The following is a 16,229-nucleotide window of genomic DNA, read 5'->3' as shown; positions in this document are numbered from 1 at the left end:
GCCAGCGGCACTCAGAACAAAGAGCGCAGCCACGCGCGCCAGCCCACCACCGCGCGCAACCGGGCCACCGCGTCGCGATGCGCCCTGCGCGCCAACGGATGCGAGTGGAAGCCCTCCATGCCCTGCTCCGCCGCGGCCAACGCAGCGCGCGCGGCGCGGGCCCCCGACTTCCGCGCGGCTTGCACCGTCCTGGCCAGCCCGAGGGCGAGCTTGAGCAGGCCATCCGTGGGCACATGCGTCACATCCAGCAGCGCCGTGTCCAACAAGGCTTCGGGGTCATCCCGCAGCGACGTGAAGAAGGCATGCCACACCTTCATGTGCCCGCTCGTGGGCTCCTCCGGCAGCGCCAATCCCAAAGCCAGTGCCGCCTCGGCGTCCTCGCGGCGTCCATGCTCGTAGCAGGCCACCAGCACGTTCATCATCATCCAGGGACGCAGCTCGTCGGCGGGCTGCTCGCGCCAGTCGCGCAACCAACGCCACGCCCGCCCCCTGCGCTGCTGCTTCATCAGCGCATAACCCACGGCGCCCCAGGTGCGCGAATGCGAGCGCAGCGGGGTCGCGTACAGGAAGACGAACAGCGCCAGCAGGACGGTGCGCCCCAGCTCACCCAGTCGCTCCACGTACACCGCCAGGGCCTCGACGCCCACGGCGCTCTCCGAGGCCAGTGCGTGCAGTCTTCCCCACGCCCTCCAGGTCCACGTCCGCTCGGCGTGCTGGAGACTCCAGGCTCGCGCGAGCACCTCCGAGGTCTCGCCTCCACTCGCCGCCATCGCCGCGTCCACCGCGCGCTCCATCACCGAGTCCCAGCCTCGTGAGCGCATGGCCTCCGTGCAGCGCTCCATCGCCCAGGTGCTGTCCCCCACCACCGCCAACGTCTGCTCCACATGGCGCGCGGCCGCCTTCGCGTCGCCCCGGGCACAGGCCAGCCGCACCTCACGCGCGGCCACCAACACTTCCGGGGCATGTCCCCGCGCCGCCTCCAGCGCCCGCGCCGCCTCGTCCAGCTGGCCCTGCTCCAGTCGCGCGTCGAAGAGGTGCGTCGCGGCATAGGCGTAGTCCGGCGCCAGCTCCAGCGCGCGCTCCCACCCGGCGATGGCGCTCTTCAAATCGCCCGCCTTCGCGCGCACGTCGGCCAGCCGCGCGTGCGCCACCGGGTCCTCGGGGCCCAGCTCCACCAGGGCCTCCCGCGCCTTCGTGAGGAGGGCGTCGTCCTCGAGCGACTGAGCCCACTCGCCCAGCGTCTGCCAGCCCCAGCCGTAGCGAGGCGCCTCCGCGAGCACGGCCTCCATCGCCGTCACCGCGTCACGCTGCGCGCCCTTCTCGAAGAGCACCCACGCGGCCCGGCCACGCAGCGCCAAGGGAGGCTCTCCGCCGTAGGCCGCCGGAGCGCAGGCCGCCAGCGCATCGTCCAGTCGCCCCGCCTCGACGAGCATCCGTGCTCGCGCGTCGTGCGCGTCATCCATGCGAGGGAAGGACTCCAGCGCTCCGTCCAGCAGCGCCAATCGCTCCTCGCGCGTGGCCTCCCCTGCTTCCTCCAGCAGCTCCGCGAGCGCCAGCCGCGCCATGGGGTCCGGCAGGGGGCCCTCGCAGAGCTCCCGCGCGAAGGCCACCGCGTCCGCCTGCCGCTCCAGTTCCTCCGACCACTCCTGCAGCCGCGCCCAGCCCCACCCGTACGTCGGGTCCAACCGCAGCGATTCGAAGAGGCGCTCCAGCGCCAGGTCATGCTCCTCCGAGCGCCACAGCAGGTCCGCCAGGAACCCCCGCGTCATGCCATCACGCGGATTCTCGCGGCCCACGCGTTCCAGCACCTCGCGCGCCTGGGCCACCTCGCCCACGCGCTCCAGCAGCTCCGACAGCTCACACGCCGGACGTGTCCAGCCCGGCGAGTGCCGACATGCCGCCTCCAGCGCCTCACGCTCGCCCGCGTCGTCCTCGCGTGCCCGGTGGACCAACGCGCGCTCCAGCCACACCGGCGCCAGCATCGCGAAGCGCGTGGTGGCCTGATCCGCCACGCGCGCCGCCTCGTCCAGCTCCCGCGCGCGCAGCAACTGACGCAGTCGCGCCACCCACGCCTCCCAGCAGTCGGGGTGGCGCTGGAGCAGGCCCTCCAGACAGGCCCCCAGCTCCTCCATCGACAGCACGTCGCCCGCCACCTTCTCGAAGGCCAGCACCGAGTCATCGAGCTGCGCCATGCCCTCCAGCGACTCGCGCACGAAGGTCAGCGAGGCTCGCCGCGCCTCGGGCGTCGTCGCCAGTGCCATCAGCGCGTGCATCCCGGGCCGGGAGGGTTGAATCCTCAGGGACTCGCGGTAGGCGACCTCCGCCTCGGCGTTGCGTCCACACGCCTCCAGAATCTGTCCTCGGCAGTAGTGCAGCGACGGGTGGCGCGGCTCCAGCGCCTCCGCGCGCACCAGCTCCTCCAGCGCCTCCTCGCGGCGTCCCTGGTCCGACAACATCGACGCGCGCTCGCGCCGGGCCCACGCGTCCTCCGGGTGCGCGGACAGGAAGGCCTCCAGTGCATCGAAGGCCGCCGACGGCGCGTGCTCCCGAGTCCACGCGACGCGCAGTTGCAGCAGGCCCGCGTGAAGAGGGAAGCGCGCGCACACCGCATCCAGGTGCGCCTTCGCCTCCGGAGCACGGCCCAGGTCGGTGAGCAACCGCACCCGCTCCCGGTGCGCATCCGAGGGCAGCGGCTCGCGTGCGAGCACCTGCTCCCAATGCCCCAGCGACACCGCGAGCTCTCCGCGCGCGGACGACAGGATGGCGGCGGCACGGTGCCACGCCACGTCCCGCACCCGGCCCTCCGCCGAGCGCAGGTGACGCGACGCCGCCTCCTCGTTGCCCAGGCGCGAGTGCATCTCCGCGGCGAAGAGGGCCAGCTCTCCATCCTCGGGCCGCAGCGAGCACGCCTGCTCCAGCAACTCGAGCGCCTCCAGCGGCCGGCTCAGCTCCTCCAGCGCGCGGCACAACGTGCGCGCGGGCGCGGCGTTGCGCGCACCGAAGCGCTGGAAGCGGTCCGTCACGAAGTCCAGCGCGCGCGCCGTCTCTCCTCGCGCCTGGGCCGCCACGAAATAGCTCCAGGCATACCCTTCACTCAGCTTCTCCAGGCACGCCGCCGCGCGGTACAGCCGCAGCGCCTGGTCCCGACGGAGCTGGGAGTCACGCAACTGCGCCAGCGAGCGATACGTGGGCGCGAAGGTGGGGTGCATGCGCAGGGTGCGAGCCAGCAGTCGCTCCGCCTCGGCCTCCTCGCGCGCGTCCGTCATCAGCTCGGCCGCCAGCGCGTGCCACAGGATGGGGTGCGCCTTCTTCTCCCGAGCGCGCTCGCGCAGCACGCCAAGCAGCTCCTCGCGGCGGCCCAGTTCGTTCAGACAGCCCAGCCACGACATCAGGTAGTTGAGGTTGTCGGGGTACGCCTCGCGCAGCCCGCTCAGCGCCGCCAGCGCGTCCAGCGTGCTGTCGTCGTAGCCGGCCAGCGCGCGCTTCGCCTGCCACGTCAGCCGGTGCCCGGGCGCGTCGCGCTCCATCGACTCCAGCACGCCCGTCGCCGCCGTCCGGTCATTCGCCACCAGCGCCGCGTCCATCTGGTGGAGCGCGTCGTACAGCGAGGCCTCCGGCAGCTCCACCGCGTCCAGCCGCGCGGTCTGCGCCACGGGCACCAGCGCCATGCCGCGCGGACCGCAGGAGGCGTAGTGCGCCAGCGCCTTCTCCGTGTCGAACTCGACGAGGTGGCGCGTGGACGGGTCTCTCACCAGCAGCGTGCCCCGGCGCTCGTCGTAGCCCACCACGGCCTGCAGGTGGCTGTTGCCCGGCTCCTGCGTGGTGAGCGTGAAGGCGATGCCCTGGTCCAGGAGCGCGCGGGCGCTGTCCCAGGTGACGCGGAACTCGCGCACGTGCCAGCCCGTGGTCGCCGCCCAGTGGCGCTCCTGGTACGCGGGCGTCCCGTCGTAGCAGATGGACTCCGCCACCTGCAGGTGCTCCACCGGCACGTCCCACAGCGCCGCCACCGAGGCCAGCGTCGCGGGCGCACACGTCTTGTGGTGCTGCCGCACGAAGCGCACGGGCAACAGCCGCCGACGGCCCTCCGTGCTCGCCGCCATCCGCTCCGCCACCTGGGCGTGGAAGGGAGAGCCACTCAGTTGGGCCAGGTCGATGGCCCGCTGCACATCCCCGCGCAGGTAGGCCGTGTCCGAGCACATGGACATCAGCATCGAGAAGTTCTTCGACTCCAGCCTCGGTGCCAGCAGCAGCGCCCGCTCCCAGCTCGCCCAGGCGTCGTCGTACAGGCCCAGCTCCTCCTGGAGCCGCGCGAGCTGTCCCGACACCGCCGAGCACTCCAGCCGCTGTGACGCCGTCGACAGCAGCTCCAGCGCCTCCGCGTCCTGCCCCAGGTGGGTGAGGAGGCTCCCCGCCGAGTGCACGGCCGGGCGATAGAAGGGGTGCAGCGAGAGCGAATACCGCACCGCCTCGAGCGCCTCTTCACGCCGGTCCTGTTCCTCCAGGAGCGACGCGCGCACCACGTGGACCCAGGGATGTTCAGGGACGAGGGTGAGCGCTTCCTTCACCCAGCGCTCGGCGTCCTCGAAGTCGCGCAGGACGACGAGCGCCTCCGCGCGGGCGAGCAGCAGATCCGCGCGCTGCTCCAGCGAAGCGGACTCCAGGTCCACCGCGCCCTCCAGGAAGTCCAGCACGGCCAGTGGGCCCTTGCGGCGCGCGAGCAGCGCCGAGAAGTAGTAGCGGGCCTCCGCGTGATTCGGCGACTCGCGGAAGGCGCGCGTCCACTGGAGACAGGCCGCGCGCGAGGCGCCGAGTTGGTGCAGCAGTCGCCCCGCCAGCACCCGCGCCCGAGGCCCCGTCCACTGCTCCAGGGGCACGCCCGCTTCGGTCAGCCGGTACGCCTGGACATAGAGGCCCTGCTCGTAGAGGTCCCGCACCCGCGCATACAGGTCGGGCGTCACGGACTCGATGGGCGGATTCGAGAGGAAGAGAGGGGCCGGCGAGAGGACGGAGGACAGAGATGGATCAGGGCGCATCGGCGGGTCAGGACGCCGCGAGGATGACCGCCTGACAGCGACCTCCCAACCCTCCCAGCGCCCTCGACATCCTAGCCCTGTCCGTCATGGCGGCGGGCATGGCCTGACCTGTCGGAAGCCATGTCGGAGGCCCCATCGCCCGAGGATTCCCTGGGAATCCAGGCGCCATCCCACACCCGACGTCACACCGGGATGTCCTTCCATGGCCGGATGGACAGCGAGGCGCGGAACGTCTCGATGATGAGGTTCATCTCCCACGGCGTGCGCGTGTCCTTCAGCGCGTCCAGGTACAGACAGCGCCGCGCCACGGGCGTCAAATCGAACGCCCAGTACATGCTCATCAGCGGGTTGATCCACAGCGTGCTGCCCTGGGTGCGCTGAGTGCGATGCACGTCGCCATAGTCCCCCTCCAGCGCCGACACCACGGAGAGCGAGACGATGCTCGGCGAGCGGGACATCTGCTCACAGACGTAGCCCACGGCTTCCTTGTACAGCGCCACCTCCGGCATCGCCTCCAGGAGCGCGGTGACACCCAGGTAGCCACCCTCCTTGCTCAGCGCCGCCACCGCCTCCAGGAAGTGCGCGTGGCAGACGCCATGGTGGGTATCCACCCCGAAGCCCAGGCACACCACCAGCTTGTCGCGCACCGGCAGCGCATGCACCGCCCCCAGGCTCGCGATGTCCTCCTGCGGCGTGCCCAGGCCCACCTCGTCCCCGCGCATCAGGATGTCCGTGCCCCCATCCACCAACACCACCGCATCGAACCCCAGGTGCGCGTGCAGCGCGGCATACGCCTCCCGCAGCGGCGCCATCCCGGTCTGCTCGAAGCAGTAAAGGGGCACCTGCTCGCCCCGACGCTCGAACCAGCGCGCCAGCCACCCCTCGGGGAAGTAGTACCCCCGCCCCTCGGTGGAGGCGTCCACCCGGAACACGCCGGGCACCGGCCGCTCACACTCCAGCGCCTCCAGCCGCGTGAAGCTGAGGTTCGCCAGCGTCACCGTCTTCCCCAGCGCGCGCAGCCGGAAGTACAGCGGCAGCCCGCTGAACACGTCGAAGCCACCCCCACCGCCCGCGATGAGCACGTGACGGGCCGACGCGAGCCGCTCCAACAGGGGCGAAGTGAACAAGTCCACGGGGCGAAGTCCTTTCCCGAAGCACCGCCAATACCGCGCTTACGGCGCCATCCCGGCCGCTCCGGTATATAGCGCCGCCATGTCCACCCTCATCCTCAGCGCGAAAGAGCTGCGCGGCCTCTACACCGTCGAGCTCGGCCTGGACGCCGTCGAGCGGGCCTTCCGGGCCCACGGTCGTGGCGAGTCGCTCATGCCTCCCAAGGTGTACCTCTCCCTGCCGCAGTACGACGGCGACTTCCGCGCCATGCCGGCGTTCCTCGACGGCGCCGCGGGCGTGAAGTGGGTCAACGCCCATCCCCAGAACCCCAAGAAGCACGGCCTGCCCACCGTGCGCGCCCTCTACATCCTCAGCGACCCGGACACCGCGTCCCCGCTCGCCATCCTCGACGGCACGCTGCTCACCGCCTGGCGCACCGGCGCCGCTGGCGGCGTCGCGTCCAAGTTCCTCGCGAAGCCCAAACCCCGCACCCTCGGCCTCGTCGGCTGTGGCGTGCAGGCCCGCGTCCTCATCGACGCGCACCGCGCCATCTTCGGCGAACTGGAGCTGCTCCTGGCCGACGTCTCGGAGGCCTCCGCCAAGGCCCTCCAGGCCGAGAAGGGTGGCCGCGTGGTCAGCCTCCAGGAAGCCTCCGGCGCGGACATCGTCTGCACCTCCACGCCCTCGCGCACCCCCGTGGTGAAGCGCGAGTGGCTCAAGCCCGGTGCGCACATCAACGCCATGGGCGCGGATGCCCCCGGCAAGCAGGAGTTGGACCCGCGCATCCTCACCGAGGGCCGCGTCTTCATCGACGACACCGACCAGGCCCTCCACTCCGGCGAGGTCAACGTCCCCCTGCATGACGGCCTGCTGCGCGCCGAGCAGATCGCCGGCACCCTCGGAGAGGTCGTCGCCGGCAAGAAGCCCGGCCGCGCCGGAGACGAAGTCACCATCTTCGACTCCACCGGCCTCGCACTCCAGGACGTCGCCCTCGCCCGCGCCCTCTACGACGTCGCGCGGACCCGAGGCGTCGGCCAGACGCTCGACATCGTCGGCGGCTGAGCCTCGACCGACTCACGGCCCCCTGCGCGCGAGCCTCTGCATCCAGGTTCGCTTCCGCGGGCTCGCGGCGCGGGGCGGCTGGGATGACGCCCGGCTCGGGCTGAACACCCGCCCCACCGTCGGCGCCACCCTCGCCTTCGGCCTGGGACAACCCCACCAGACGCCCGAGTCACCCGCCTCCCACGCTCCCGGGTCTTTCACGACCACAGGCGATGCACGGCCCTCTCACAGAGGGTGGGTGTCACTCAAAACCCCGTTATCACTGGGACTGTCCGATTTTCGGCTACTGGACAGTTTCAGCAATCTTGCAGTATTTCACGAATACGCGCTGCCTGTGGGGGGGGCCACTCACTCTTTGGACACACCCGTTCGGACAGGAACCCTGGAGGGATTCCGGCTCCGGAACGGCACGGCCACGTCCCAGAGCCCCGAAAGGTGTCGCGCACGGCGCCAATGGCTGGCGCCAGCCATCCACCTCTTCGGAGCACCATGTCTTCCCTTGCTACCTCGTCGCGGCGTCCCGCGCGGCGGCCGGCCCTGTTGGGCCTGCTGACGCTCGTCGTCGCCTTCTTGTCCGCGCCCGCGTCGGCGCAGACGCAGACCAACACCCAGTCCACCCAGCGCGCCATCAACTTCCTGAGCGCGGACGTGTCCAACTGGGTCACCGCCAACGGCTGCGCGGCCTGTCACCGCGTGGGCGCCACGACGTTCGGCATCGCCGCGGCGCGCGCCAACGGCTACGACATGAACGTCGTCGCCTCCAACGGCCGGACGAACCAGTTCAACCTGGAGTTCCTCGGCCAGCGCATCAAGAACGAGCAGCTCGCCAACGGCTCGTGGATTCACGAGGGCGTCAACTTCCGCAACGAGAAGACGTCCTACGCCACGTTCGGCCTGGCCGGGTATGACCAGAACGTCTCCACGCAGTACAGCGCGTCGCTGGTGGCCGCGGCCAACTGGGCGCTCGCCACGCAGGAGGCCAGTGGCCGGTGGGCGTCCGACCACGCCAGCTTCCCGGTGGACCACGGCAGCCTGCCCACCACCGCGCGCATCATGACGGGCATTGCCCAGGCGAAGCAGCGCGTGGACCCCGCGCGGGCCGCCGCATACCAGGCCGCGCTGGACCGCTCCGCCGCGTACATCCGGGCCAACCTGGACAACGGCGACACGTCCGCCACGGGCAACGGCATGCCGTACACCTTCCAGGTCGCCTGGGCCGTGGTGGGCCTGAAGGCCGCGGGCCCCGGCCCGGCCAACGCGAACGTCACCGCCATCAACACCCTGGCCAACCGGCTGCTCACCCGCGTCTCTCCCGGCAACCCGGGCTGGGGAGACTTGCCCAACGCCGCCGCCAACGACGTGGCCACCGGCAGCGCCATCTACGCGCTGTGCCTCGCCGGCCGCGAGCCCGCCACGGACCCGCGCGTGCGCAGCAGCATCGAGTGGCTGAAGACGCGCCAGTCCGCCGACGGAAGCTGGCGCACCGGCTCCGCGACGTTCGACATCCCCACCACCTTCGCGTCGCTGGGTCTGTCCTGCTACGGCGACTTCAGCGTGCACGTCACCGTGGTGGGCGCGGCCCGCAAGGAGCTGGTCATCGGCTCGCAGCAGGCACAGCAGGTCACCTTCACGTTCAACGTGAAGAACCACGGCTACCAGGCTGACACCTATACGCTGAGCACCACGGGCGGCCTGCCCGGCTGGACGTCGTTCCCCACGCCCGTCAGCCTGTTCCTGGCCGCGGGTGACGAGAGCACCGTCACCGTCACCGTCACCGCGCCCGCGGGCCTGATTCCCGCGCTCACGTCGGAGTTCACGCTGGTCGCCGCCTCGGGTGGCGCGCCGGGCGTGTCCGGCTCGGCCCGCGTCAACGCGTACACCCCGCCGCTGCCTCCCGTCACCGGCCTGCCCACCGTCACCACCATCCAGGCGCCCGCCGTCAACGCGCACATCACCATTGGCACGGGCAACGTGCTGTCCGCGCGTGTGCGTGACTCGAACAACCTGCCCGTCGTCGGTCCCAACCGCGGCGTCGTCACCTTCTACGTCGCGGGCGTGCCCGTGGGCGGAGACGCGGACGTGGATGGCGATGGACTCTTCACCTTCAACTGGGTGCCGCCCACCGACACGTGGACGGTGACGGGCTCGCAGGACTTCCGCGCGGTGTACTCGGGCGTGGAGCTGGCGCCGCCCCTGGCCAACCTGCTGGGCAGCACCGACGCGCGCACCGTCATCATCGACGCGTTCCCGCATGACACGCCGTCGGTCACCATCGGCAACCCGCCGGCCTTCACGCAGGAGACGACGCTGGACATCTGGGGCTATGCCACGCCGCGCGCGCCCGGCGCCGTCATCACCTACGCCGCCTTCATCATCAACGGCGCGACGACCATCCCCCTCACGCCCGGCAACGGTGGCCTCATCTACACCACCATCACCCTGACCGAAGGCCCCAACATCATCCAGCTCACCGCGCGCGACAGCTTCGGTGGCGTCACCACCAAGCAGGTCAACCTCACGGTGGACCGCGTGCCGCCCGTCCTCACCATCCTGGCGCCCACCAACGGCGCGGCGCTCAGCGGACTGAACGTCACGGTAACGTCGTCGGTTCAGGACCAGACGCCGGTGCGCGTGGAGACGCAGTGGGTGGCCACGTCGCTCCTGGAGTTCGGCAACGGCACGGTGGAGCACACGGTGCCGATGAACTACGGCGACCAGGTCATCCTGGTGCGCGCCACGGACAGCGCCTTCAACGTGACGGAGAAGCTGGTGTTCATCTGGGTGGACCCGGGCTCGCCCGTGGTGAGCACCAACCCGGCGGACAACCAGCTCTACGGCCCGCTGGCGAACAACGCCCTGACGTACACCATCAACGTCCAGTCGCTCTCCGCGACGACGGTGCGCATCAACGGCGGCGCGCCCATCGCGGTGGGACGCGGCGGCGGCGCGGTGCAGACGACGCTCACCCTCAGCCCGGGCGTCAACAACCTCTCCATCGTCACCCTGAGCGAGACGGGCGTCTCCTCCACCCTCACGCGTCGGGTGAACTACGACGTGCAGGCCCCCACCGCCACGCTGCTCGCGCCCACCACGGGCAGCACCGTCAGCGGCACCATCACCCTGCGCGCTCGCGTCACCGACAACTTCGGCCCGGTGTCCAACATCGGCTTCAGCCGCGACATGTCCGGCATCCGCCAGGGCACGCTCCAGCCCGACGGCAACTGGACGGCGCTGCTCGACACCACGGAGCTGCTCGACGGCGCGCACACCATCGACGTGTGGATGAGCGACGGCGTGGGTAACTCCACCGTCCAGCGCTTCAACTTCTTCGTCGACAACTGATGCACCTCCCCGCGCTCGGGGTGGCCTCGAAGCACGGAGGCCCTCCCGGGCGACGGGGTCGCTTCACCCCTCAGGCCCACAGGTCGGCCAGCGCCGTGTGGCCCTTCTGACGGGCCCGCGTCCCGTTGGAAGCGCGCATGCACTCCTCGCGCTCCCGGAAACCCGAGGACATTCGCCCGAGTGCGCGTGCTCCGCATCCAGGTTCGCGAGAGCCAGAGAACCTCTGGGGACAAGAGGACAGGCGGCCCGCCTCGAGTGCTGGGCAGACGAGTCCGCGGGCGCGGAGCCTGGACGCCAGGGTGCCTAGGTTGGACACGCGTGGGCCCTCCGCGCGACACCCCGCCAGACCCCGAGGTTGGACCTCCCGGCGTGAACGTCACGCGCGGGTTCCACCACTCGGTCGGGGACTACCTGCGCGACCTCACGCGGGTGGAGAAGCGCTTCTGGGTGCTGGTGGTGGCGGTGGGGCTCATCGCGGGACTGGGCGCGGTGGGGTTGCTCAAGGTGCTGCGCTTCACCCAGGAGCTCTTCTGGCGGAGTGCCTCGGAGGACTTCCTGTCCGGAGTCGCGGCGGCGCCCACGTGGCGGCGACTGCTCATTCCCGTGCTGGGCGGGGCGCTGGTGACGTTGTTGTCGCTCCTCGTCGGTCAGCCGCTGCGGGGCCATGGCACCGCGGGCATCATCGAGTCCATCTGGGTGCGCTCGGGACGACTGCCCCTGCCGCGCGCGCTGTTGCGCGGGTTCGTCTCCATCCTCGCCGTGGCCATGGGTGCGCCCCTGGGCCGCGAGGGCGCGCTGCTGTCCACGGGCGCGGCGAGCGGCTCGTCGCTCGCCCGGTGGCTCCGGTTGGGTCCGGGACAGGCTCGCCTGCTGGTGGCGTGCGGGGCTTCGGCCGGCATGGCGTCCGCGTACAACGTGCCCATCGGCGCGGCCCTCTTCGGGCTGGAGGTGCTGCTGGGCAGCTTCGCGCTGGAGCTGTTCGGCCCCATCGTCGTCTCCTGCGTGGTGGCCACGCTCGTCTCGCGCCTGCTCATCGCGGACCACCCCAGCTACGTCATCCCCGACTATGCGCTCCTGCACCCGCGCGAGCTGCTCCTGGCGGTGGTGCTGGGCGCGGTGCTCGGCGTCGCCTCCGCGTTCTACGTGCGGGGCGTCAACGTGATGTCGGACCTACTGGACCGCGCCGCGTCGTGGCTCGCGCCGTTCCTGCCGCTGCTGGCGATGACGTTCGTGGGAATCACAGCGGTGTGGCTGCCCCAGTTGCTGGGGAACGGCTACGACGCGGTGAACTCGGCGCTGTTGGGGCGACTGCCCTTCGCCCTGCTGCTCGTGTTGCCGCTGGCGAAGCTCGCGCTGACGTCGCTGTGCGCGGGCGCGGGGGTGCCGGGCGGACTCTTCACGCCGTCGCTGTTCTACGGCGCGCTGCTGGGCGGCTCCTTCGGGATGATGGCCGAGCGACTGCTTCCCGGCGGTGCTCCCAGTGGGGCGTATGCGCTGCTGGGCATGGGGGCGGTGCTCGCGGGGACGACGCATGCGTCGGTGTCCGCGGTGCTGCTCATCTTCGAGATGACCGGTGACTACCCGCTGGTGTTGCCGCTGATGCTCAGCGCGGTGGTGGCCGCCGCCGTCAGTCGGCGACTGGAGCCCGAGTCGCTCTACACATCCGTGCTCAACCGTCGCAACGTGCGCATGCCGGCCACCATCCCCCATTGGCTGCGACAGGAGGGCGCGCGGGCGTTGCTGAAGCCCGTGAGCCAGCGCGTATCGCCCTCGGCGCCGTTCCAGGAAGTGGTCGCGTTGCTGCTGGAGGCACCCGCGGGGGAGGACCTCTACGTCACGGATGAAGAGGGCCGGTACCGGGGCATGCTGGTGCTGGATGCGCTCAAGGGGCATGTGCCGGACCACGCGCTGCTCCAGGCGACCATCGCCGAGGACGTCATGGACACGCAGGTGCAGCCCATCACCCCCGAGCTGTCGCTGGGAGAGGTGGCCTCCCGGTTCGCGCGGACGGCGCTCGAGCGGCTGCCCGTGGTGGATGGTGGCCGTCGGTTGCTCGGAACCATCTCCAAGAGAGACGTGTTGAGCCAGGGTACTTTCTGAGGTCGAGGGCCCCCACTCGTGGAAGAGCCAAAGGGACTGCGCGGACCCGCACGCGCGTGGAGCATCGTCGTGATGTCCCTGCTGTGCATCGTGCTGGGCACCGTGTTGCTGCGCGAGCCCACGCCCGCCGCGCCCCGGAGCACACCCCGCGTCGAGGAGCCCACCGAGGCACCGCCCCCGCTCACGCCCGAGGAGCGCCGCTCCATGTACCGCGCATGGCCCATGTTCGAGGGCTGGCCGCTGCCCCAGCTTCCGGCCGGCGACCTGGAGCCGGAGCAGCCGTCGCGGCCCGCGCCACGTGAGGACGAGTCACCCGCTCGGAAGTCCGGGGAATGAGCGAGCCTCGCGAGCCGAAACGAAAGCCGCTCCAACTCCACGCGAGGGAGAAGCAGCTCGCCCGCTCTCCGACCCTGGCGCCGAGCCCAGGGCCCGGGGCTCGTTTCACAATGACTGTCATTCGGGATTCCACGGACTCGATGACACGACTCGTGGATTCCTCTCTCCAGCCCCGGCGCTGACACTCCTTCCTGTTTTCAGACATGCGTCATCCACGCTCTGAGCACGGCGCGACTTCACGTTCCGCCCTCTCGCGCGGAGGGGCGCGGACACTCGTGTGGCTTTGTTTGTGATGAGGCCCGCACGCGCGATGATTCATCTCAGGCGCCAAGGCACCTGGGCGTGAAACACGCGCGGTCCGGCCCATGGGTACACACGTTCGATGCTCTTCCGCGCGCTCTCGCTTCGTCCTGTCTCGTCCACCTCGCTGGGGCTCGTGCTCACGCTGCTGTTGTCCGTCACGTCGGCGCGCGCGGCCACCAACGCGGAGGCGGCGCAGAAGGCGCTCGACTTCGTCAGCGCGGACGCGGTGGGGTGGTCGGGCATCTTCGGCTGCACCGCCTGTCACCGGCATGGCGCGGCCCTCTACGGCCTGGCCCACGCGGGCGCCTCCGGCTTCGACCTGGACGCCGCTACGCGCAACGGCCGCACCAACCGCGAGAACATGGAGACGATGGCGCGGGACCTCCAGGCGCAGCAGGAGCCCGACGGCTCGTGGATTCACGAGCGCATCCACTACCGCAACGCGCGCTCCAGCTACTCGGCCTTCGGGCTCGCCGGTTACGACGCGAAGGTGGGCACGCGCTACACGGAGGCGCTGGTGCGCGCGGCCGACTGGGCGGTGAGCACCCAGGAGCTGAGTGGCCGGTGGGTGGAGGACTTCCCCTTCGAGCCCGTGGGCGCCTCCAACATGGGTATCACCGCGCGGCTGATGACCGCCGTGGCCCAGGCCCGCGAGCGCGTGGACCCGGCCAGGGCCGCGCGCTACCAGGAGTCGCTGCGACGCGCCGCCGCGTACATCCGCGCGCACCTGGACGACATGACCGACGGGCCGCTGGAGGACAGCCAGCGCTACACGTACCAGGTGGCATGGGCCGCCGTGGGCATGAAGGTCGCCGGCCCCGGTGAGCAGGGCGAGAACACCGCCGCGCTCGACTCGCTGGCCTCGCGACTGCTCGCGACGCGGGCCCTCGGTGATGCACCGGGCTGGGGCAACCTGGACGGAGCACCCGCGGACGAGACGTCCACCAGTCTGGCGCTGTACGCGTTGTGCCTCGCGGGTCGCAAGCCGGGCGCGGATGGACGGATGACCCAGGCGCTCGACTGGCTCAAGTCGCGACAGGCCGAGGACGGGAGCTGGGGCGTGGGCACGCGCTATCCGGACATCCCCACCACCTTCGGCGCGCTCGCGCTCGCGTGCTTCGGGGACTACAGCGTCAGCGTCGCCGTGGACGGCGCTCCGAGCAGGCCGCTGGAGCAGGACCTGCCGCGAATCCAGAGCGCCACGTACACGCTCACCGTGCGCAACCATGGCTACAAGGCGGACACGTACACGCTCGACACGCAGGGTGGGCTGACGGGATGGACGGCGACGATTGCCCCCACCACGTTGGAGCTGGGCCCCGACGCCGAGGCCACCGTCACGCTCACCGTGTCCGCGCCTCCGGGGCTCGCTCCGTCCCTCTCGTCGGGCGTCATGGTGGTGGCCACGTCGGACAGCACGCACGGCGTGAAGGGCTCCGTGCTCGTCACCACGTACACCAATCCGCCGCCGCCCACCCAGGGCCTGCCGACCACCACCACCGTGGAGTCACCCGTGGACGGACAGCTCACGGTGGCGATGGACAACGTGCTCTCCGCGCGAGTGACGGGTGAGGACGGATGGGAGGCGCGGGGTCCGGGTCTGGGTGTGGTGACGTTCATGGTGGCGGGTGTCACCGTGGGCGCGGACAACGACGCGGATGGGGACGGCGTGTACTCGCTCGTGTGGCGACCGCGTGCGACGTGGGACGTGCTGGGGGCCTCGGATGTGCGCGCGGTGTACTCGGGCGTGACGCTCCAGCCGATGCGGGACAACCGACTGGGCAGCTCCTCCTCGCGCACGGTGGAGATTCTGCCGTCACCCTACCCGAGGCCATCGGTGACGCTGTGCGGGCTGCCCGGCTTCACGAGTGATACCTCCGTGGGCGTGTGTGGCTTCGTGACGGCCCTGGCCCCGGGTGCCTCCATCGAGTCCGTGGCCTTCCTCCTCCACGGCGAGCGCTACCCGGTGGTGCCGGACTTCAGCGGCGGCTTCGTGTGGACCGAGCTTCCGCTGCGCGACGGAGCGAACGTCATCCGGCTGGTCGCCATGGACACGCTGGGCGGACAGGCGAGCCAGGAGGCGACGGTGATGGTGGATGCCACCGCGCCCGAAATCACGGTGCTCTCGCCCGAGGAGGACTCGACGCTGGCAGACGGACAGGTGGCGGTCCGCGTGGTGGTGCGTGACTGGTCGCCGGTGCGCGTGGAGACGAACTGGATTCACGTCACCGACCTTCCCGCGGGCGGTGGCGCGGTGACGCACACGGTGGGGCTCGCTCAGGGGGCGAATGACGTCCTGATTCGCGCGACGGACGCGGTGGGCCACGTGACGGAGCGCGTGGTGCGCGTCTGGGTGGATGCGCAGGCCCCTTGGGTGGCGACGGGACTTCCGGACGGGTGGCTCGTGGGGCCGCAGCCCGATGACGTCCTGGCCTACGACCTCGGCGTGTACGCGGAGTCGGCGACCCGGGTGGAGGTGAGCCCCGGCGGAGGCAGGTACTCGCTGCCGCGCGGAGGGGGCGGAGTGCGGGCGCTGCTGCCCCTGATGCAGGGTGACAACGTGTTCACGCTGACCGTGACGAACGAGGCGGGCCTGCGCACGACGCTCACTCGCACGGTGCGCTACGACAACGCGCCTCCCGTGGCGGAGTTGCTGATTCCCCAGGCGGAGGGGACGTACAGCGGCGTGGTGACGTTGACGGCGCGCGTGACGGATGCGGTCAGCGGCGTGCGGAGCGTGGCCTTCACACGAGACGGCTCGGGCATTCGCGGCGCGACGCTGAACGCGGAGGGCCTGTGGACCGCGGAGCTGGACACGCGCGAGTTGGTGGACGGCGCGCACACCGTGGAGGTCTGGCTGGAGGACCATGCGGGGAACTTCGCCCTCCAGACGTTCCCCTTCTTCACGAACAACGCGCCGTAGCGCACGAGCACACGAGCACA

The 16,229-nt window shown here is 71.0% G+C and carries 7 protein-coding genes; 5 read left to right on the top strand and 2 right to left on the bottom strand.

The annotated features are described in order from the left end of the window. Window positions 1-11 precede the first annotated feature (11 nt). Both FJV41_RS11410 and FJV41_RS11405 read right to left on the bottom strand, forming a co-directional pair. Window positions 12-4,958 (bottom strand): tetratricopeptide repeat protein, encoded by a 4,947-nt coding sequence (locus tag FJV41_RS11410; protein WP_181790563.1) that lies wholly within the window; start codon window positions 4,956-4,958, stop codon window positions 12-14. 257 nt (window positions 4,959-5,215) lie between these two features. After that, window positions 5,216-6,166, bottom strand: a complete 951-nt coding sequence (locus FJV41_RS11405; protein WP_141642474.1) for a DUF1152 domain-containing protein — start codon at window positions 6,164-6,166, stop codon at window positions 5,216-5,218. Between the two features lie 79 nt (window positions 6,167-6,245). Between FJV41_RS11405 and FJV41_RS11400 the strand changes: the two genes are divergently transcribed. The 5 genes from FJV41_RS11400 (at window position 6,246) to FJV41_RS11380 (ending at window position 16,209) form a co-directional block, all read left to right on the top strand. Then, entirely contained in the window at window positions 6,246-7,205 is a 960-nt protein-coding gene (locus FJV41_RS11400; RefSeq protein WP_141642473.1) for an ornithine cyclodeaminase family protein, read from the top strand. 489 nt (window positions 7,206-7,694) lie between these two features. Further along, window positions 7,695-10,547, top strand: a complete 2,853-nt coding sequence (locus FJV41_RS11395; protein WP_141642472.1) for an Ig-like domain-containing protein — start codon at window positions 7,695-7,697, stop codon at window positions 10,545-10,547. Between the two features lie 369 nt (window positions 10,548-10,916). After that, entirely contained in the window at window positions 10,917-12,647 is a 1,731-nt protein-coding gene (locus FJV41_RS11390) for a chloride channel protein (RefSeq protein WP_141642471.1), read from the top strand. Window positions 12,648-12,719: 72 nt separating this feature from the next. Continuing rightward, on the top strand, window positions 12,720-12,983 hold the full coding sequence (locus FJV41_RS11385) for a hypothetical protein (protein WP_246137151.1): 264 nt from the start codon (window positions 12,720-12,722) through the stop codon (window positions 12,981-12,983). A gap of 382 nt (window positions 12,984-13,365) precedes the next feature. Further along, window positions 13,366-16,209, top strand: a complete 2,844-nt coding sequence (locus FJV41_RS11380) for an Ig-like domain-containing protein (protein WP_181790559.1) — start codon at window positions 13,366-13,368, stop codon at window positions 16,207-16,209. The last annotated feature ends 20 nt before the right edge of the window (window positions 16,210-16,229 follow it).

The sequence above is a fragment of the Myxococcus llanfairpwllgwyngyllgogerychwyrndrobwllllantysiliogogogochensis genome, assembly GCF_006636215.1.
Classification (GTDB): domain Bacteria; phylum Myxococcota; class Myxococcia; order Myxococcales; family Myxococcaceae; genus Myxococcus; species Myxococcus llanfairpwllgwyngyllgogerychwyrndrobwllllantysiliogogogochensis.
The sequence above is the reverse complement of the archived record's forward strand: the minus strand, read 5'-3'. Positions and strand labels throughout refer to the sequence as shown.